Source organism: Variovorax sp. P2_H12 (assembly GCF_056403395.1).
Window position 1 is genome coordinate 1 of the sequence record NZ_JBFUFO010000061.1, and the last position, 19,513, is coordinate 19,513.

At 70.1% G+C, this 19,513-nt stretch carries 14 protein-coding genes and 2 pseudogenes; 6 read left to right on the forward strand and 10 right to left on the reverse strand.

Annotated elements, in window-relative coordinates; all coding sequences use genetic code 11:
* Nucleotides 1–402 (reverse strand): ESPR domain-containing protein (locus AC1DYK_RS32590; protein WP_478170067.1); only part of this gene is annotated, 402 nt, incomplete at its 3' end.
* Between the two features lie 410 nt (nt 403–812).
* Nucleotides 813–1,640, reverse strand: a complete 828-nt coding sequence (locus AC1DYK_RS32595; protein WP_478170068.1) for a transglutaminase-like domain-containing protein — start codon at nt 1,638–1,640, stop codon at nt 813–815.
* Between the two features lie 331 nt (nt 1,641–1,971).
* Here AC1DYK_RS32595 and AC1DYK_RS32600 point away from each other — a divergent pair, with 331 nt between their 5' ends.
* Nucleotides 1,972–4,161 carry a catalase gene (locus AC1DYK_RS32600; RefSeq protein WP_478170069.1) on the forward strand — a complete coding sequence of 730 codons (2,190 nt, stop codon included), beginning with the start codon at nt 1,972–1,974 and terminating at the stop codon, nt 4,159–4,161.
* Nucleotides 4,162–4,186: 25 nt separating this feature from the next.
* Here AC1DYK_RS32600 and AC1DYK_RS32605 read toward each other — a convergent pair whose 3' ends face one another.
* The 4 genes from AC1DYK_RS32605 to AC1DYK_RS32620 form a co-directional block, all read right to left on the reverse strand.
* Nucleotides 4,187–4,387, reverse strand: coding sequence for a hypothetical protein (locus AC1DYK_RS32605; protein ID WP_478170070.1), 201 nt, complete (start codon nt 4,385–4,387; stop codon nt 4,187–4,189).
* 141 nt (nt 4,388–4,528) lie between these two features.
* Nucleotides 4,529–6,529 carry a sensor histidine kinase gene (locus AC1DYK_RS32610; protein WP_478170071.1) on the reverse strand — a complete coding sequence of 667 codons (2,001 nt, stop codon included), beginning with the start codon at nt 6,527–6,529 and terminating at the stop codon, nt 4,529–4,531.
* A gap of 13 nt (nt 6,530–6,542) precedes the next feature.
* Nucleotides 6,543–7,496: an ABC transporter substrate-binding protein gene (locus AC1DYK_RS32615; protein ID WP_478170072.1), complete on the reverse strand. Its 954-nt coding sequence runs from the start codon at nt 7,494–7,496 to the stop codon at nt 6,543–6,545.
* 157 nt (nt 7,497–7,653) lie between these two features.
* A complete protein-coding gene (locus AC1DYK_RS32620; RefSeq protein ID WP_478170073.1) occupies nt 7,654–9,570 on the reverse strand; it encodes an ATP-binding response regulator in 1,917 nt (638 codons plus the stop codon).
* A gap of 209 nt (nt 9,571–9,779) precedes the next feature.
* Here AC1DYK_RS32620 and phnD point away from each other — a divergent pair, with 209 nt between their 5' ends.
* Complete coding sequence (gene phnD, locus AC1DYK_RS32625; protein WP_478170074.1) at nt 9,780–10,841, forward strand: phosphate/phosphite/phosphonate ABC transporter substrate-binding protein; 1,062 nt, start codon at nt 9,780–9,782, stop codon at nt 10,839–10,841.
* Nucleotides 10,842–10,849: 8 nt separating this feature from the next.
* Complete coding sequence (locus tag AC1DYK_RS32630) at nt 10,850–11,863, forward strand: phosphate/phosphite/phosphonate ABC transporter substrate-binding protein (RefSeq protein WP_478170075.1); 1,014 nt, start codon at nt 10,850–10,852, stop codon at nt 11,861–11,863.
* Nucleotides 11,864–11,993: 130 nt separating this feature from the next.
* Here the strand turns inward: AC1DYK_RS32630 and AC1DYK_RS32635 are convergent, their stop codons facing one another.
* Nucleotides 11,994–12,389, reverse strand: coding sequence for a hypothetical protein (locus AC1DYK_RS32635; protein ID WP_478170076.1), 396 nt, complete (start codon nt 12,387–12,389; stop codon nt 11,994–11,996).
* A 94-nt stretch (nt 12,390–12,483) separates the two neighbouring features.
* On the opposite strand from AC1DYK_RS32635, the gene fusA reads away from it, so the two are divergent.
* Entirely contained in the window at nt 12,484–14,544 is a 2,061-nt protein-coding gene (gene fusA, locus AC1DYK_RS32640) for an elongation factor G (protein ID WP_478170077.1), read from the forward strand.
* 38 nt (nt 14,545–14,582) lie between these two features.
* Here fusA and AC1DYK_RS32645 read toward each other — a convergent pair whose 3' ends face one another.
* Nucleotides 14,583–15,908 carry a DotU family type IV/VI secretion system protein gene (locus AC1DYK_RS32645; RefSeq protein ID WP_478170078.1) on the reverse strand — a complete coding sequence of 442 codons (1,326 nt, stop codon included), beginning with the start codon at nt 15,906–15,908 and terminating at the stop codon, nt 14,583–14,585.
* Between the two features lie 238 nt (nt 15,909–16,146).
* Between AC1DYK_RS32645 and AC1DYK_RS32650 the strand changes: the two genes are divergently transcribed.
* Nucleotides 16,147–16,830, forward strand: coding sequence for a LuxR C-terminal-related transcriptional regulator (locus tag AC1DYK_RS32650; RefSeq protein ID WP_478170079.1), 684 nt, complete (start codon nt 16,147–16,149; stop codon nt 16,828–16,830).
* An 11-nt stretch (nt 16,831–16,841) separates the two neighbouring features.
* On the opposite strand, the pseudogene AC1DYK_RS32655 reads toward AC1DYK_RS32650, so the two are convergent.
* Nucleotides 16,842–16,946: pseudogene (locus tag AC1DYK_RS32655) on the reverse strand (carboxyvinyl-carboxyphosphonate phosphorylmutase); the annotation flags it as partial.
* Between AC1DYK_RS32655 and AC1DYK_RS32660 the strand changes: the two are divergent.
* Nucleotides 16,908–17,102, forward strand: a pseudogene (locus AC1DYK_RS32660) (short-chain fatty acyl-CoA regulator family protein); the annotation flags it as partial. The pseudogenes AC1DYK_RS32655 and AC1DYK_RS32660 sit on opposite strands and share 39 nt — an antisense overlap.
* Nucleotides 17,103–17,118: 16 nt before the next feature.
* Here AC1DYK_RS32660 and metE read toward each other — a convergent pair.
* Entirely contained in the window at nt 17,119–19,488 is a 2,370-nt protein-coding gene (metE, locus tag AC1DYK_RS32665; protein WP_478170080.1) for a 5-methyltetrahydropteroyltriglutamate--homocysteine S-methyltransferase, read from the reverse strand.
* Between the last annotated feature and the right edge of the window lie 25 nt (nt 19,489–19,513).

Here is a 19,513-nt window from a genome sequence, read left to right on the forward strand (position 1 = left end):
GGCTGCAGGAGTCGCGGGAGCAGGAGCAGGAGCAGGAGCAGGAGCAGGGGCCGGGGCCGGGGCTGGAGCCGGAGCAGGAGCAGGAGCAGGAGCAGGAGCAGGAGCAGGAGCCGGAGCCGGGGCCGGGGCCGGGGCCGGAGCCGGAGCCTGGCAGTTCGACGCATTGCCGACGTCCTTGTCGTTGCCGCAGTTGGCTGCCGGCGCGACACCCGCCATGGCGAGAAGTGCCACGGCCACACAGGCCTGCAGCCCCTTGGCCCGTGCAAACCCAGGCATTTCGAGTTGCGATTCGGACCGGGACGTGCCGCTTGCCGTCGACTTGCCGACGCCCGTTGCCAGCTCCGATGCCACGGCCCAAAGGCCTTTCGACGCATTCCAGACGATCCTGAAAACGCAGTTCATAGTGTTCTTTCCGAGGTTGCAAACGCCCCGCCGAAGCAGGAATTGAGTACTTTCGAATTTAGGACGAAGGTACTAGTTACCTAAGGAAGGAATTCACACAAACGGTTACGAAGCTGCGCCAGCGCTATGATTTGGATAGCGTCCAAGGCCCATCCCACGAGCCTTCGTGAGATTTTTCACATTACGGAGGGTGTTGCGCGCGCCCTTCGGCCCAGGTGCGCGCTGCCCGCTGAAGCTCAGCTCAGGTGGGGGTCCGGGAGGTTGGTCATGAGTGATCGCTCCCGGCGTCGGCAAGTGGGGCGTCCAGGGCTCGCTCGTGGCGCTGCGCTACCAGGGCCAGCATGGACAGACCTGGCGACCGGCGGGGACGGTGATCTGCCGCTGATCGGCGTGCAGCGCCGTGCCGTCGGTCAGGCCGAGACCGCGAACACCTCGTCAGTCGTCACCTCGAAGCGCTCCAGCGTATTGACGCCGAACACCATCGTGATCGGCACATCGGCCGCATCGCGGCCGCGCGCGATCACGACGCGGCCGATGCGCGGGATGTTGTGCCGGGCGTCGAAGGTGTGCCACCGCTCGCCGAGGTAGACCTCGAACCAGGCGCTGAAATCCATCGGATAGGGCACCGGGGCGATGCCGATGTCGCCCAGGTAGCCGGTCACATAGCGGGCCGGGATGTTCATGCAGCGGCACAGCGTGATCGCCAGGTGCGTGAAGTCGCGACAGACGCCGACGCGCTCCCGGTAGGCCTCCAGCGCGGTGCGGGTGGCGCGAGCGCACTGGTAGTCGAAGCGCAGGTGCTGGTGCACGAAGTCGCAGATGGCCTGAACGCGATCCCAGCCGGGGGGAACACCGCCGAACCGGCTCCAGGCGAACTGCAGCAGTTCGCTGTCGACCTCGCAGTAGCGGCTCGGCAGCAGGAACTGCAGCGTGCCCACCGGCAGGTCGGCCGGTGCGTGCTCGATCGCGCCGTGGGCGACCGGGTCGGGCAAGCCCGAATCGAACACCACCGCCTCGTTGCGCAGCCTCACCCGGCTCACGCCCAGGGGCACCGCCACGCGGGCGCAGTGGTTGCCGAAGCTGTCGGTGTGGTGGTCGGTGCGCAGCGGCGGGCTGATCGTGAGGTTCTCCGGGCCCTGGAGGTCGCCCGCGCGCGAAGGGTGCAGCGCCAGCATGTAGATCAGCGCGGTCGGCGGCGTGACCCCGAGTTCGATGTCGAAACCGATTTTGATGAGCATGGGGCTGGCCTTGGAGGAGGGGGGAATGCAGGCAAAGCATGCTTGATGCCACCGCCCGCGTGCATCCCATCCTATCGAGTCAGCTGGCGCTGCGGCGTGGGCGTGCGCGCGAGGCGGCGTAGGCGCTTGCGGAACACCCGTCGGCGTGGTCCTACCGTGCATGGCTCGGTGCGCCGACAGCGGCCAGCGCGCGGCCACTACGGCCCGCGGCACGGCGCCGGCCTAAGCTCTTCAGGCGTCGGCGACAGGCTCCGGCGAGATCCTGCGTGCGGCGCTGCGGCTGCGCCGTCTTGTCTTTCTTCGCCTTTCTATTTGCTCCAAGGGAATCCAGATGACGCAACCGATCAAGGCGGCCGCGGGCCGTCGCCCCAGGCCGGGTGACGGCAGTGACGGCAGCCACGCCAAGGAGGCGCAACTGGCCGCCTTCACGACCGACATCGAGGCCCGGCTGACCACCAACCAGGGCCTGCAGATCCCCGACAACCACAACTCGCTGAAGGCGGGCGCGCGCGGGCCGACCTTGCTCGAGGATTTCATCCTGCGCGAGAAGATCACGCATTTCGACCACGAACGCATCCCGGAGCGGGTGGTGCATGCCAGAGGGTCGGCCGCGCACGGCTTTTTCGAGGTCTACAAGTCGATGTCGCAATTCACCGCGGCCGAGTTCCTGCAGGACCCGGCGGTGAAGACGCCGGTTTTCGTGCGCTTCTCGACCGTGGCGGGCTCGCGGGGATCGGCCGATACGGTGCGCGACGTGCGCGGCTTCGCGGTCAAGTTCTACACGCCGCAGGGCAACTACGACCTGGTGGGCAACAACATCCCGGTGTTCTTCATCCAGGACGCGATGAAGTTCCCTGACTTGATCCACGCCGTCAAGCCCGAACCTCACAACGAAATGCCGCAGGCGGCGAGCGCGCACGACACCTTCTGGGACTTCGCTTCGCTGATGCCCGAGACCACCCACATGCTGATGTGGGCCATGTCGGACCGGGCGATCCCGCGCAGCCTGCGGATGATGGAGGGCTTCGGAGTCCACACCTTCCGCTTCGTCAATTCGCGCGGCGAGAGCCACTTCGTCAAGTTCCACTGGAAGCCGAGGCTCGGCGTCCACGGCCTGGCCTGGGACGAGGCGCAGAAGATCGCCGGCCAGGACGCCGACTTCCATCGTCGCGACCTGTGGGAGGCGATCGAGAACGGCGACTTCCCTGAATGGGAGCTCGGCGTGCAGATGGTCCCGCAGGACAAGGAGCACGCCTTCGGCTTCGACCTGCTGGACCCGACCAAGCTGATCCCCGAGGAGATGGTGCCGGTGCAGCGCATCGGCCGCATGGTGCTCAACCGCAACCCCGACAACTTCTTCGCCGAGACCGAGCAGGTGGCCTTCCACCCGGGCCACGTGGTGCCGGGCATCGACTTCTCGAACGACCCGCTGCTGCAGGGGCGGCTGTTCTCGTACACCGACACGCAGATCTCGCGGCTGGGCGGCGCCAACTTCCACGAGTTGCCGATCAACAAGGGCGTCTGCCCCTTCCACAACTTCCAGCGCGACGGCATGCACCGCCAGACCCTCGCACGGGGCCAGGTCGCCTACGAGCCGAACTCGCTGGGTGATGGCAAGGAGTTCCGGGTCGACGGCGGCAGCGCCGGCTTCCAGTCCTTCCCGGAAGAGACCGAGCCGCCCAAGCTGCGGCGGCGCAGCCCGTCGTTCGACGATCATTTCACGCAGGCGCGGCTGTTCTTCAACAGCCAGAGCGCGGCCGAAAAGGAGCACCTCATCGCCGCCTTCCGCTTCGAGCTGTCGAAGGTCGAGGTGCCGGCGGTGCGCCAGCGCATGGTCGACAACCTGGCGCACGTGGACGAAAAGCTCGCGCGCCGCGTGGCCGAGGTGCTGGGCATCCATGCACCCGATGCGAAAGCGGCGGCAGGCCGCGCGGGATTCCGCGACCACCGTTTCACGCTTCCGATCGACGAATCGCCGGCGCTCAGCATGGCCGGCTCCGGCGACGGCTCGGTCAGGACGCGCAAGGTCGCGATCCTGGTGGCCGACGGCATCGACTCGGCTTCGCTGAAGGCGATCCGCGAGCCCATCGAGCAGGCCGGCGCGCGCTGTCGGGTGGTCGGCCCGCGGCTCGGCACCATCGCCAGCGCCTCCAAGCGCCAGATCGAGGTCGACGCCACTTTCGTCAACACCTCCTCGGTGATGTTCGACGCGGTGCTGGTGCCCGCGGGTGCCCAGGGCGCCAAGACCCTGGCCGAGAACGGGGACGCGGTGCACTTCGTGCTCGAGGCCTACAAGCACTGCAAGGCGATCTGCGCCGTGGGGGAGGGCGTGCAGCTGCTGGCCACGCTCGGCGTGGGTTCCGACCCCAAGGCGGCGCCGGCCGGCGTGGTGGTGGCGTCGACGCCGGTCACCAATCTCGGCGACACGACCGCGGCGGTGCGGATCGCGCAGGACTTCGTTGCCGCGATCGCGAAGCACCGGCACTGGGGCCGGGCCCATGTGGATGGCGTGCCGGCCTGAATCGGAAGCGCGAGGGCTTCGAGTCCTAAGGGTCGGTCGAAGCGCCCGTGGCGGGTGGGCCGGTCCGGTCCTCGCACGCGGCCATCATGCGGATGCTGCGTTTCACGCGCGCCGCCATCTTGTCGTTCAGCGGCGTCCAGCCGCGGTACATCGGCACCACGACCAGCCAGCCGATGCCGATCACGCCGCCCAGTGCGCCCATGTACTCCCAGTGCATCGGTTCCATGTGTCCCACTCGTCTTTCCGCGCGAGGCGTGTTCAGCGTTGACACAAATGGTATCAACAAGGCATGGCATTGCTGCTTTCGCGCCGTGCCGGATCGCGGTGCATCGCGGGGGCTGTCACCGCCAGCCTACAAGTTGAGCAATCAAGGAATGCTTTGGATTTCATTCTTGCGGCGCGTCGACAGCAGGGCCCTCAACTTGGCCGGCGCGACCGGCTTGGTGAGCAGCATCACGCCGCCCTGGCGCAGGCGCTGCAGCGCCTCGGGCCCGGTGGCGCCGGACACCAGCACGGGCAGCGCATCGGGCTGCAGCCGGCGCGTCGCCTCGATCACCGCCATGCCGTCTTCGTCCCGCGCCAGTTGCAGGTCGCACAGCACGACGTCGAAATGTGCGCCGTCCGCCCCGAGTTGCGCAAGGGCTTCGGCGTGCGTGGATGCGCAGTCGACCGGGCAGCCCCATTGCGCGAGCAGGGTGCGGCTGCCGTCGAGGATCGCCGGGTCGTCGTCCACCACCAGGCAGTGCAGGCCGGCCAATGGCGCCGATGCCTGCGGTTCCGGTGCCCGCGGCATCACTTCTTGCGGGCTGGCCAGCGGCAGCTCGAGCGCGAAGGTGCTGCCGGCCTGCAGCGCCGAGCGTACCGAGATGCGGGTGCCGAGCAGCACGGCGATCCGCGCGCAGATCGACAGGCCCAGGCCGAAGCCCTGTCGGCGGTCGCGCTCGGTGTTGGCGACCTGGTAGAACTCCTCGAAGATGCGTCCCTGATGAATCGGCGCGATGCCGACACCGTTGTCGCGCACCTCGATGCGCACCGCGTCGCCGCGGCGGCGCGCCACCACCAGCACCGTGCCCTCGCGCGGTGTGTGGCGCACGGCGTTGCTGACCAGGTTGCCGACGATGCGCAGCAGCAGCGCGGCATCGCTTCGCACCGCCAGGCCGTGGTCGCGCCACAGCAGCCGCACCTGGGCCGCGGCCGCCGGTGCGGCGTGCTGCGCCTCGAGCTGGTCGAACAGCGTCGCCAGCGACACGCCGCCGATCGCGGGCGTCAGGACCTGGGCGTCGAGCCGCGAGATTTCGAGCAGGTCGTCGAGCAGCACGCCCATGAATCCGGTCGCTTCCTGCAGGCGCAAGACCGCGGGCCGCTGCGCGCGTGAGGCGGTCGGCAGGAGGCCGTCGATGAACAGCCCCATCGCATGCAGCGGCTGGCGCAAATCGTGGCTCGCAGCGGCCAGGAAGCGCGCGCGGGAGAGCGCGGCCTGCTCGGCCTCCGCCATGCGCTGCAGCGCCACGGCCGTGGCTTCGCGCACCCGGTCCTCGCTTTGCTGGCGATTGCGCTGCAGGCGCTCGGCCAGTCGGTTGATGTCGTGCGCGAGGTTGGCGAACTCGTGCGGGGGGCGCCGTGCGCGCCCGGCCGGGCTGTCCTCGGCGCCTTGCGGGCCGACCACGTTGCAGCGCGCATCGAAGCGGCCGGCCTCCAGCGCCGCCACCGTGCGCGAGATGCGGCGCAGCGGCTGCGCCACGGCGCGCGCCGTATGGCGGACCCAGGCCCAGGCGATCAGCAGCGCGATCATCGCGATGCCGATGCCCGCCATCAGCGAAAGTGTGCGTTCGCGCGCGTAGGCGGTGGTGTCGCGGAAGGTCTGGACCAGCCCGATCGGCGTCTCGCCGGCCGCCGTCGACCCCGCGGGCGCGAAGGCGCTCGTGCGCGAGGCCTCGCGCAGCGTGACCGGCGCGGTGAACATCCGCAGTTGCGCGAGCGAGGCGGTCTTCGGGCCGGCCGTCACATAGACGCCGGCGCTGTTGCTGATCTCGACCCGCGTCACCTGGCCGCCGCGCAGCGCGGCATTGGCGACGTTCTGCAGCGCCGGCAGGTCGCCCGCGTAGAGGCTCAGGTCGGACATGGCCGCGACCTGGCGCGCCACCGCCTCGCCCTCGGCATCGAACGCGGTCTCGAGCGTGGCCAGCCGGCCGTGGGTGAACCAGGCGGTGAGCGCCAGCGCGACCGCCGCGCACGGCACTACGCCCAGCCGGAACAGGTCGCGATGCAGGCTGCCCCCGACCACCAGCGCGCTGTGCTCGGCCAGCGCCGGATCGTTCGGCCCGACGGCAGCGGCGGGCACCTCCAGGCGATGGCTGGGCGCGGTCATGTCGCGGCGGCGCTCATCGAACACCGGTCACGCCGGCGGTCAGGTCGCGTTCGTCAGGCAGGCGCAGGCCCAGTCCGCGGGCCACGGTGGTGTTGACGCGCACGGTCGCCGGCGTCGCGGCCTCGACCCACACGCTGGCGGCGCCGTTGGCTGCGGCCAGCTTGCGGCCCAGCGCGCGCGCCTGCTGTGCGAGCTGGCGCGGCGTCGACACCGCGGCGGCCAGGCCGCCGGAACGCACCAAACCTTCGTTGGTGCCGAACACCGGCAGGCCGGCACCGGCGCCGGCGCGCAGCACCGCCAGCGTGGCGGCCTGGCTGTCGCCGATCTTGTCGGGCAGCACCAGCAGCGCGTCGCTGCGCGACACCAGCAGCCGCAGCACCGCCGCCAGCGACGTGGCGTCCGGCGCGTATTCGACCTGCAGGTCCCAGCCCTGGCCGGCACGCTGCAGTTCGCTCACGATCGGCTCCGACTCCGCGGTCGCGACGACGCCCAGCCGGCGCTTTGCGGGCAGCACCGCATCGATCAGCGCCAGCTGGTCTGCCATCGCGGGCTCGCGCAGCAGCACGCCGATCCGGCGCTCCGGGCGCCGCAGCGCGGCCGTGCCCTTGAGGCTCTCGTAGTCGAGCCGGCTCAGCATCGCGAGCACCAGCGGACCCTGGCCGGCCCGTTCGATCGCCGAGCGCGCCGCCGTGATGCCGACGGCCATCGTGATGCCGGCCGGCCTCGGGGTCGCCGCGAGGTCCTCGCCGGCGGGTTCGCCGGCCACCAGGTGGATCAGGTCGAAGCGGCTGCCGGCGTCCTGCGTATCCCGCAGTTGACGAACGAATTCGATGTGGGCGGCCGTTTCGTCAGCCATCAGCACGGTGAGCCCGGCCGCCTGGACGCCGCCGCACAGCAGGACCGTGCAGGCCATGGCCGCAATGGCGCGCTGCAGGCCAGGCAGCGTGGGGAGACGGGTCGAGAACATGGACTGCATCCGCAGAGGGCGATGAAGCCAATGTACGAAGGCGGCTCTTTGGGCGCGATAAGGCAGAGGGCTTATGTCCACCCGCGGTGGCGGCGCATTGGGGGGCGGAGGGCGAAATTCCGCAGCCTGTCGGTCTATGTCTGACGACGTACGGTGCCTACGCCGGGGTCGCAAGGGCGACGCGCACCGCGGCCATCTGAGCCTGAATCGCCTGGCGCAGGACGCGCGGCGAGACCGGCTTGTAGAGGACCGCGACGCCGGCGCCGGCGACTTCGCGCAGGCGGTCGGGCTTGGTCTCGCCGGTCACCAGCAGGCGCGCGGTCGACGGCCCGATGCCGCGGGGGTGGCGCGCGAGGGCGGCGAGCACGTCGAGCCCGTTGTCGCCGCCCTCCAGCAGCAGGTCGCTCAGCACCACGTCGGGCGGGCGATCCCAGGCATCGGCGAGCGCCAGGGCCTCGGCGCGGCTCTGGGCGGCCAGCACCTGCGCGCCCCAGCTCGCGAGCACGACCTGAAGCCCCTCGAGGATGGTGCGCTCGTCGTCGATCACCAGCACCACCACATCGACCAGGCTGGCCCGGGCTTGGACCTCGTCCTCGGTCGGCATGCCGGGGAGTTCCGCGAGCGGCATCGCCAAGGCGGGAGCGGGTCCGATCGAGCGCACCGGCACGCGCACGCAGGTGCCCTTGTGCGGCCGTGAACTGAGTTCGACCCGCGTATTGAGCAGGGCCGCGAGCCGCTGCACGGTGGCCAGGCCCAGGCCCATGCCGCGTGACTCGCGGCTGCCCTGCCGGCCTTGCGGATCCACCTGGTAGAACTCCTCGAAGACCCGCGGCTGGTGGTGGGCCGCGATGCCGATGCCGGTGTCCCAGACGTCGATCCGGATCGCCTTGCCGCGGCGCCTCGCACCCACCAGGATTCCGCCCTCCGCGGTGTGGCGCAGCGAGTTCGACACCAGGTTGTTGAGGATGCGCGACAGCATCACGTAGTCGCAGCGCACCCAGGCGTCGGTCTTGCGCACCACCAGCCGCAGGTTCTTCTGCTCGGCCACGGCGCGGAAGTTGCGGCTGATCTCGTCGAACAGGCTGTCGAGCGCGAAATCGGTCCAATGCGGCTGCAGCACGCCGGCGTCGAGCTGCGAGAGGTTGAGCAGCTCGGAGAACAGCCGGTCCAGCGATTCGACGCACTCGCGGATGTGGCCGATGCGCTGCAGCCGCACCGGATCGGTCTCGCCGTTGGCCAGCCCGTCGGAGAACAGCGTGAGCGCATGCAGCGGCTGGCGCAGGTCGTGGCTGGCAGCGGCCAGCAGCCGCGTCTTGGCCTGGCTCGCGACCTCGAGCTGCTGGTTCTTGCTGGCCAGCTCGGCGGTCGCGTGGACGATGCGGCTTTCGAGCTCGTTGCGGCTTTCCAGCAGCGCACGCGCCGCCAGGTTGAAGCCGTGCTGCAGCCGCCGAACCTCGGTCGTGCCTTCCACTTCCACCTGGGCATCCTCGCCGGCGCCGAGCCGGTCGACCGCTTCGCCGAGCGCCTGGATCGGTGCGCTGATGCGGCGCGCCGCCCACCAGCCCGCCAGCCCGACGCCGACCAGGCTGGCGCCGAGCACCAGCACGACGTTGAACCAGACCGCCCTCTTGGCGTTGCTCACCGCGTCCAGGCTCATCTCGACCATCACCTTGCCGGTGTGCCTGCCGTCGTCGCCGGTGATCGGCGCGACCACCTGAAGGCCTTCGCCACGCCGCAGGTCCGTGGTGTCCGCATTGGCGAGGATTTCGCCCTCTTCCGACCAGATCTGCACATGCTGCACATGCGGCTGAGTGCTGCCGGACTGGGCGGTGCGCTGCAGCGCCCGGCGGTCCATGTGCTGGATCTGCGACTGGGCCACGGTCGCGACCTGCAGGGCCACGGTCTGGGCATTGGCGCGCATCAGCTCGGTCAGGTTCGCGAGGTGCTGGCGCGTCAGCACCGCGATCGCGCCCAGTGTCGCCACGGTCGCCGGCAGCAGCGCCAGCAGCACGAGCTGCTGCGCCAGGGTCAGGCGGCCGGCGAGCAGGCGAAGGGCGCGGAAGGACCAGCTCATGGAGGAAGGGCGGTGGCGGCGATCCGCCTGTAGAGGGCCGACAAATGCGTGTGGGTTGAGGAAAATGACACGATGAATGCTTAAGTTGGTTTCTAATTGTGTTGTAGAGCGCACTCGTTTGACCAGCCCGTTCGGGCTCGTCGGGCCCCAAGCGTTCCAGAAAAATGCAGGTTCCTGTCCGTTGCGCATCCAGCGCCCCCCTTGCTTGCGTGGCGTCTCTGCCAGGTCCGTTCCGGGCCGGGACGCGGCGCGTCGGCGCCTGGGTGGCGCGCGGCGCGTTGGCGCTGCTGCTCGGCTGGCCGCTCGCGGTGCCGGCGCAGACGGCGGGCGCGGCCGGTGCCGCCGGTCCGGCGCCCTTGCGCTTCGGCATCCTGCCGCTGGGCGGTGCCTTCGAGTCGCGCAACGACTGGGAGCCGCTGCTCGCGGACCTGCGGCGTGCCATCGGGCGTCCGATCACGATGCTGTCGGTGACCTCGTACGAAGCCCTGGAGCAGGCGATACAGCGCAACCAGGTGGACATGGCCTTCCTGTCCGGCAAGATGGCGCTCGATGCCGTGACGCTGCGGCGCATGAAGGTGCTCGCCCAGGTCACGCGCCATGACGGCCTGCCCGGCTACCGCGCGCTGCTGCTGGCGCGCAAGACAGGCCCCCGCAGCACCCTCAAGGGCCTGCTGGCCGAGCCCGAGAACTGGCGCCTGGCGCGCGGCGAGAGCCGTTCGGTGTCGGGCTTCATCGTGCCTCAGCTGCAGCTCTTCCTGCCCAACCACATCGCGATGGAGACCCGCTTTCGCAGCGAACTGGTGGGCACGCACCAGATGACCGCGCTGGCCGTGGCGAACGACGAGGCCGATGTCGCCACCAACAACACGGCCGACTTCGAGCGCTTCCGGCAGCAGTTCCCGGCCGAGGCCGAGCGGCTGCAGGTGATCTGGGAGTCGGAGCTGATCCCGCATGCGCAGATCGTCATCCGGCGCGACTATGGCCCCGAGCTGGAGCGCAGGGTGCAGCAGTTCCTGCTCGAGTACGCGCGCAGCAAGGGCCCGCGCGGCGACAGCGAGCGTGCGGTGCTGAAATCGTTGCACGACCTGGCCGGCTTCGTCGCGGCCGACGACAGTTCGCTGCTACCGGCCGCCAAGCTGGCCTACCAGCTCGCGCGGCAGAGCGCCATGACCTCGCAGTGGGTCAACGAGGCCGCGCGCCAGGCCCGGCTGCAGCGCATCGAGACCCTCTACGCCGAACAGGCGGCTGCGCTGCGCGCGGGCGCGCCTTGAACGCGGCCGTGAACCGCGGGCTCTGGCTGCGGGCAGGCCGCTTCGCGTTGGCGGCCGTGCTGGCCTGGCACGCGGCGGCCGGGGCGCAGGCGGGCCGCGCCCCGGCCACCGAACTGCGCTTCGGCGTCCTGCCGGTCGGCGGCGTGGTCGAGTCGCGCGAAAGCTGGACGCCGTTCCTGGCTGACCTGAGCCGCGCGATCGGCCGGCCCGTGACGGTCCATTCCGCGGCCAGCTATGCGTCGCTGGACGAGGCCATCCGGCGCCGGCAGGTCGATCTGAGCCTGTTGTCGGCCCAGCTTGCGCTCGATGCCGTGTCGCAGCGCCACATGAACGTGCTGGCCCAGGTGCGGCGGCATGCGGGCGCACCCGACCATCGCGCCGTGCTGCTGGTTCGCCGGGCCGGTCCGCGCAACACGCTCGAGGACCTGCTGGCCCATCCCGAGCAATGGCGCCTGGCGCGCGGCGACAACCGGTCGGTGTCGGGCTTCATCCTGCCGCAGGTCCAGCTCTTCCTGCCGAACCGGATCGTGATGGAGACCCGCTTTCGCAGCGAGATCGTCGGCACCCACCAGGCCACGGCCCTGGCGGTGGCCAACGGCGATGCCGACGTGGCGACCAACAACACGACCGATCTCGAGCGCTTCAGGCAGCAGTTTCCGGTCGAGGCCGATCGGTTGCAGGTGGTCTGGCGTTCCGACCCGACGCCGCAGGCGCAGTTCGTGGCGCGCAGCGACTTTCCGGTGGAGTTCCAGAAGAAGCTGCGCAGGTTCCTAGTGGACTACGGCCAGGGCCGGGGGCCGCGTGCCGAGGCCCAGCGCGCGGTGCTGAAGTCGCTGCATGCCGCTTTGGGCTATGCCGCCGCGGACAACAAGGCGCTGCTGCCGGCCGCCAAGCTGCAATACCAGCTCGCCAGGCAGAGCGCGCTCAATGCGCAGTGGGTCAACGAGGCCGCGCGCGAGGCCCGGCTGCAGCGCATCGACAGCGCGTATGCGCAACAGGTCGCGGCTCTCCGGGAGCAGTAAGGCCCCCACGCTCCCTCACTTCGTGTGGTCGCTGCCCCCCGAGGGGAAGCAGCAGGCCGCCCGTCTGCGCGAAGCGCGGACTTCGCCGCGCTGGCGGCCCGGCGCCGGCCTAGGGGCCTGTTCACGGACTTTAGGCCTGCGGCCGCTCCTGCAGCCAGTCGGGAGGCGCATAGATGTCGGCGAAGCGCAGGCGCCCGATCGAATAGTGGATCTCGGTGCCCGACGGCAGGCCGATCACCGGCAGCGCGGCCTGCAACAGCACCCGCCCCGCGGCGATGTCCGAGACATCGATGTCGACGCGGACGAACGCGACTCGGCGCGGCCCGCCGGGCGCTGCGTCGCCGAGCGAATCGCCCCAGCCGAGCACCGAGCCGATGCCCCGGGCCCGCAATGCCTCGTCGATGCGCTCCTCGCGCTGGTGCCAACGGTCGTCCACGCCCTCGACCACCGGGATCTTGACGGCCATGAACTCGCGGCGGCGCCCGTAGCCGGCGCTGTCGGATGCGGGATCGGGCGACGGTTCCATGGGGGTCCATTCTCCGGCAAGTGGAAGCCGGCTTGCGTCGGAGCAGCCGATCCCGTACGCTGGGTTGCCGACCCCGGCGCCGAGGAGACCACCCATGCCAAGCCGAACGAACGGCCACACGGCCGAAATGGAAGCGGTACGAACCCTGGCGCTCGTCGGCGCCTCGGCCGCCGGCAAAACCTCGCTGGCCGAGGCCCTGCTGCACAAGGCGGGCGCCATCGGTGCGCGCGGCAGCATCGAGCGCGGCAGCACCGTCAGCGACCACGACCCCCTCGAGCGCCGCATGCAGCACTCGCTCAATGCCTCGGTGATGCACCTCACGCATGCCGGCACACGGGTGCACCTGATCGACACGCCGGGCGGTGCCGATTTCCTGGGCCAGAGCCTGCCCGCGCTGGAAGCGGTGGAGACCGCGGCGGTGGTCATCAATGCCGCCCTCGGCATCGAACCGATGGCGCTGCGCATGATGGCGTACGCCGCCGAGCGGCATCTCGCGCGGATGGTCATCGTCCACAAGATCGACGCCCAGGGCGTCGACCTGGCAGGGTTGCTGGCGCAGATCCAGTCCGTCTTCGGGCGCGAATGCCTGCCGCTGAACCTGCCCGCAGCCGGTGGCACGCAGGTGGTCGACTGCTTCTTCAACCGCGAGGGGCAGTCCGACATCGGCAGCGTCGATGCCGCGCACCGGGCGCTGGTCGAACAGGTGGTCGAGGTCGATGCGGCCTTCGTCGAACGCTATCTGTCCGAGGGCGACGTCGATGCCGCCGAGCTGCACGCGCCGCTCGAACAGGCCCTGCGCGAAGGCCACCTGATCCCGGTCTGCTTCGTCTCGGCCCGCAGCGGCGCCGGCGTGGATGCGCTGCTCGACGTCATCGTCAGGCTGCTGCCCGATCCGACCGAGGCCAATCCGCCGGATTTCCTGCTCGGCGAGGGTGCGGCGGCGAAGCCCATGCAGGCCCGTCCCGATCCCTCGCTGCATGTGCTGGCGCACGTGTTCAAGGTGACGGTCGACCCCTACGTGGGCAAGCTGGGGATCTTTCGCGTCCACCAGGGCACGGTCACGCGCGACAGCCTGCTCTACGTGGGCGATGGCCGCAAGCCCTTCAAGGTGAGCCACCTGTTCATGCTCCAGGGCAAGGATCACGTCGAGGTGCCGCGGGCGCTGCCCGGCGACATCGTGGCGGTGGCCAAGGTCGAGGAGATCCACTTCGACGCCGTGCTGCACGATGCCGCCGAGGACGACCACGTGCATCTGGCGCCGCTGGGGTTCCCGATCCCGGTGCACGGCCTGGCGGTCGAGCCCAAGCGCCACGGCGACGAGCAGCGGGCCTGGGAAATCCTCGGCAAGCTGGTCGCCGAGGATCCCTGCCTGCGCGTCGAGCATGTGGTGGCGACCAACGAGACCATCATCTACGGCCTGGGCGAGTTGCACCTGCGGGTGATGCTCGAGCGTCTGCGCGAGGTCTACCGCTTCGAGGTCGACACCCGGCCGCCGCGTATCGCCTACCGCGAGACCGTGACCGCGCCGGCCGAGGGACATCACCGGCACAAGAAGCAGACCGGCGGCGCCGGCCAGTTCGGCGAGGTCTTCCTGCGCATCGAGCCGCTGGCGCGCGGCAGCGGCTTCGAGTTCGCCGACGAGGTCAAGGGCGGGGCGATCCCGGGCCAGTTCATCCCGGCGGTCGAGAAAGGCGTGCGCGAGGTGCTCCTCTCGGGCGCGGTCGCCGGCTACCCGGTGGTCGACGTGCGGGTGGTGGTCCACGACGGCAAGCACCACAGCGTCGACAGCAAGGACATCGCCTTCGCGACCGCCGGGCGCAAGGCCTTCATGGCGGCCATCCGCGCGGCGCGGCCGATCGTGCTCGAGCCGATCGTGCAGATCGAGATCGCGGCGCCCGACCATGCGATCGGCGACGTCACCGGCGACCTCTCGGCGCGGCGCGGCCTGGTCACGGGCACCGCGAACGGGGGCGTGGGAACGATCGTGATCCGCGGCCAGGTGCCGATGGCCGAGCTGGCCAGCTACCAGTCGCGGCTCAACGCCATGACCAGCGGCCAGGGCCGCTACACCATCGCGCTGTCCCATTACGAGGCCGTGCCGCCGGCGACCCAGCAGACCCTGATGAGCCAGCACCGCGTGCGCGACGACGAATGAGCCTCGCCACCGCATTCATCGGGTAGTGGCTCGCGGATTCAGCGCGGGACGGTTTCGAGGAACACGACCTCGGCGACCACCCGGGCGCCGAATTCGCCCGCGGCCAGCGATTCGCGCAGCCGCTGGAGGTAGGCCGAGGCCAGCTCGAACGGTGGCCGCTCGGCGGCGGCGTCGAGGGGGACGGGCGACGACAGCGCCGTCACCAGCACGGTTCCGAAAGGCGGTGCGGCCAGCCAGCTCGACGGAATGTCGCGACCGAGCTCGATGGTTTCCCCGGCGCGCAGAAGCGGTTGCACGGCCCCGGCGTTGAGGTGCATCACGGCACCGTCGGCGGTGTAGTAGTCGACCCACAGATAGCCTTCGCGGCGGGCATTCGTGACTTCGATCAGCACCCGGTCGCCCTCCCGGAGGCGGTCGTTCGGCGCGGTGGGGGTGGCGATCGCCAGGCCCGTCGCCATTTCGCGGTTGCGGGCCTGGAAGGGTTTCAGCAGCGCCAGCACCTCGCAGTGCGGCCAGATGCGCAGCTGGAGGTCGAACCGGGCCGCGCTGACGCCCGGCACGGCCCGCACTTCCCGCTGCACCCGGGCGATCTCGTCGGGGTGCGAGACGAAGCCGTGCACCTGCGTCGCGCCGTCCGCTGCCACCGTGGCGGAGAGGTCCGCGCAGGCGACGGTCTGGAGCTGCCGGTCGACCCGCTGGGCCAGGGTGGGGGGGCGTTCGCCCGGGCCCGCCAGCACGAACCAGAGCACGGAAGCCAGCGGGATCAAAAGCGCCAACACGCCGCCGGCGCGCAGCAGGATGCGCTCGCGCCACTGCGGATCGCGCGGGCCCGGCGGGTCGGGCGCGCCGCAGGGTTGGGGCGTGATGCGCTCCTGGGCCGGGTGGTCGAGGCGCGCCGGCCGCAGCGCGAGCTGCTCGCCATGCAGGGCCTTGAGCTTGCCGAGTTCGCCGCTGTCGCCGGTCTCGAAGTAATACTGGCCCTTGAACCCCAGCGCCAGCGCGTGCCAGTAGACCTCGCGCACCTCGTCGTCGCCGGGCTGCAGCGCCGACAAGTGATGGAAGAACTCGGTCTGCGCGTTGTTGGAATTGAACAGCTGCATCTGCAGCGGCGCCGTGCCGGCTGCACAAAGGGGGTGCCGCGCCAGGATCTCGTCGATCCAGGCAACCATCGCGAAGCGCGCCGATTCGACCTCCGTGGCAGACCGTCCAAGCGCCCGGGCAGCCTCGCGCGCCTCTTCGAGGAGGTCGAGCGCCCGTTGCCGCGCTGCTTCGCAGCCGGGTTCGGCCCGGTGCGCCGCGATCGATGCGTCCAGTCCGAGCCCGAACGAGATGAGCCGGGAAAAGCAGTCGATCAGCCGAGCCATGCAACGCGCTCGCGGCTAGGCGTTTTTGCCGACCGGAGCCTTGCGATCGCGCCTGCGTCGTTGGCACATGCCCATGTCCCCGGTCGTTTTTGGATGTGAAACATTCTTCCATGCGCTCCGGCCGGCGCCATATCGCTTGGGAGCTATGTCGTTCGGGGAGCGAAATCCGCCTTGATGCGCATCCCGTTCGCCGTTATCGTCGGCCTGCCTGAATTCATCCATGACGCTGGGGAAAGCCATGAAAATCCTGATCGCCGACGACCACCGGCTCGTCATCGAGGCGGTCAAGGCCAAGTTGTCGGAGCTCGAGGCCGAGATCGACTTCGTCCTGGCCATGAGCGTCGACGAGCTGCTCGCCCGGGCCTCGGACGACATCGACCTGGCCATGATCGACCTGAACATGCCCGGTGCCGAGGGCCAGGCCCACATCGACGAAATCCGCCGCCGCCACCCCGCCGTGCCGGTGATCGTGCTGTCGGGCTACGAAGATCCCGCGGTCATGCGCAGCGCCCTCGAGCGCGGCGTGCTCGGCTTCATTCCCAAGGCCTACTCGCCCGAGGTGATGCTGTCGGCGGTGCGCCTGGTTCTGGCCGGGGGCGTCTACGTGCCGCCGATGATGCTGTCGTCCCTGCCGCCTGGTGTCGTCGCCGGCATCGCAGGCGGCGGCCCCGAGGGCGCCGCCCAGCGCGGCKCGGCGACGGCCGCCGTGCAGACCCTCGAGCACCTGCGCAACGTGCTGACGGAGCGCCAGGTCGAGGTCCTGCAGCTGCTGTCTCAGGGCAAGCCCAACAAGCTGATCGGCCGGGCCCTGGGCATCAGCGAAGGCACGGTCAAGATCCACCTGGCCGCCATCTTCCGGGCCCTCAACGTGCGCAACCGCACCGAAGCCGTGGTCGCGGCCCAGACGCTGACAGAGGCCTGAGCCGAAGACCTTCAGGCGGTGTATCTTTTTTCCAACGCATCCAGCGCCGGGTCCTCGTCGATGCGGCCCGTGTCGCGCAGCACCAAGAGCGCCTTCTGCATGCCCGCCACCGCGCCAAGGTGCCGACGCCGATCGGCAGGGGCTGCAAGGTCTGCGAGCGCGTGGCCTGCCCGCAGCGCGCGTTTCCGTTCGTCGGCCAGCCGCTGGACGTGAACGAGAACGAGAGCCGGTTCACGCCGTACGCGGTGGCGGACGCCAAGCCGGCGGGCTGAGAGCCCCCACGCTCCCTCACTCCGTGTAGTCGCTGCCCCCCAAGGGGGCCGCAGGCCGCTTGGGGCGGCCCGGCGCCGGCCTGAGTTCGTCGCGCAGGATCCGCGCCGCCGCCACCATGTTCGACAGCGCGGCCTCGGTTTCCGGCCAGCCGCGGGTCTTGAGCCCGCAGTCGGGGTTGACCCAGAGGTTGGCGGCCGGCACCACCGCGGCCGCCTTGCGCATCAGACGCACCATCTCGTCGGTGCTCGGGATGCGCGGCGAGTGGATGTCGTAGACGCCCGGGCCGATCTCGTTCGGATACCTGAAGTCGCCGAAGCCGCGCAGCAGCTCCATGTCGGAGCGGCTGGTCTCGATGGTGATCACGTCGGCGTCCATCGCCGCGATCTCCGGCAGGATGTCGTTGAATTCCGAGTAGCACATGTGGGTGTGGATCTGGGTCCGGTCGGCCACGCCCGAGGCGCTGATGCGAAACGACCGGGTGGCGCCCGCGAGGTAGTTCTTCCAGCCCGCGCGCCGCAGCGGCAGGCCTTCGCGGATCGCCGGCTCGTCGATCTGGATGATGCCGATGCCGGCCTGCTCGAGATCCACCACCTCGTCGCGGATCGCCCAGGCGATCTGCTCGGTCGTGACGCTGCGTGGCTGGTCGTCGCGCACGAAGGACCACTGCAGGGTGGTGATGGGCCCGGTGAGCATGCCCTTCATCGGCAGCTTGGTGAGGCTCTGCGCGTAGGCGGTCCACTCGACCGTCATCGGCGCCGGCCGCGCCACGTCGCCGAAGATCACCGGCGGCTTGACGCAGCGCGAGCCGTACGACTGCACCCAGCCGTTGGCGGTGAATGCAAAGCCGTCGAGCTGTTCGCCGAAGTATTCGACCATGTCGTTGCGTTCGGCCTCGCCGTGCACCAGGACATCGATCCCGAGCGCCTCCTGCTTGCGAACCGCGAGCGCGATCTCGGCCTGCATCTTGTCGCGGTAGGCCGCGGCATCGAGTTCGCCGCGCTTGAAGGCGGCACGCGCGGCACGTATCGCGCCGGTCTGCGGGAACGATCCGATGGTGGTGGTGGGCAGGGGCGGCAGCGCGAAGCGCGCGCGTTGCTCCGCCTGGCGCTGCGCGAAACCGGACAGGCGGCGATCGTCGCTGGCCACGCTGCGCGCGAGGCGCAGCGCGACGTCGGCGCGGTGCACGCGCGGGCTGGCGCGGCGCGCGGCCACGGCCTTGCGGGCCGCGACCCGTTCGGCTTCGACGGTGCTGTCCTCGCCGTCCAGCGTCGCACGAAGCACCCGCAATTCATCGAGCTTCTCGATCGCGAACGCCAGCCAGGACTTGATCTCGGCATCGAGCCCGGTCTCCGCCGCGAGGCTGAACGGCACGTGCAGCAGCGAGCACGAGGGCGCGATCCAGAGTTCGCCCCGATGCTTGTCGGCCACCGGCTGGAGCCGCGCGAGCGCCGCATCGGGATCGGTGCGCCAGATGTTGCGGCCATCGACGATGCCGACCGACAGCACCTTGTGCGCGGGCAGCCAGTCGGCCACGCCGGTGAGCTCTTCCGGTGCGCGCACGGCGTCCACGTGCAGGCCGGCCACGGGAAGCTGGCAGGCCAGGCGGAGGTTTTCCGCCAGCGGCGAGAAGTAGCTGGCGAGCAGCAGCTTCGGCGCACTGCGTGCGAGCTGCCAGTAGCTGCGCTCGAAGGCGTTGCGCCAGGCGTCGGGCAGGTCGAGGCCGAGCACGGGCTCGTCGATCTGCACCCATTCCACGCCGAGCGACTTGAGACGGGCCAGCACCTGCTCGTAGACCGGCAGCAGCGCGTCCAGCAGCGTGAAGCGGTCGAAGCCGGCCTGCTTCTCCTTGCCCAGCCAAAGGAAGCTCAGGGGCCCGAGCAGCACCGCCTTGACCTTGTGCCCGAGCTTCTGCGCCTGCGCGACCTCGTCGAAGAGGCGCACCGACGAAAGGCCGAAACGGGTATCCGCCGAGAACTCCGGCACCAGGTAGTGGTAGTTGGTGTCGAACCACTTGGTCATTTCCAGCGCGAAGGTGGCATGGCCGCCGTGCACGCAGCCTTCGTGGCCGGCCTCGTCGGCGACGCCGCGCGCCATCGTGAAGTAGCGCGCCAGTTCGGGCGCATCGCCCGTGAACTCGAAGCGCGGCGGCTCGCAGCCCAGCAGCTGGATGTGATTGGCGACGTGGTCGTAGAAGGCGAAGTCGCCCACCGTCACGAAGTCGAGGCCGGCATCGCGCTGGGCCTGCCAGTGGCGCGCACGCAGTTCGGCGCCCAGAGCTTCGAGGGCGGCGGCGTCGATCTCGCCGCGCCAGTGCTGTTCGAGGGCGAACTTGAGCTCGCGGTGGGCGCCCATGCGCGGGAAGCCGAGGATGTGAGTACGTGTCATGCGGCGATGTTCCCAAGGATGCCGA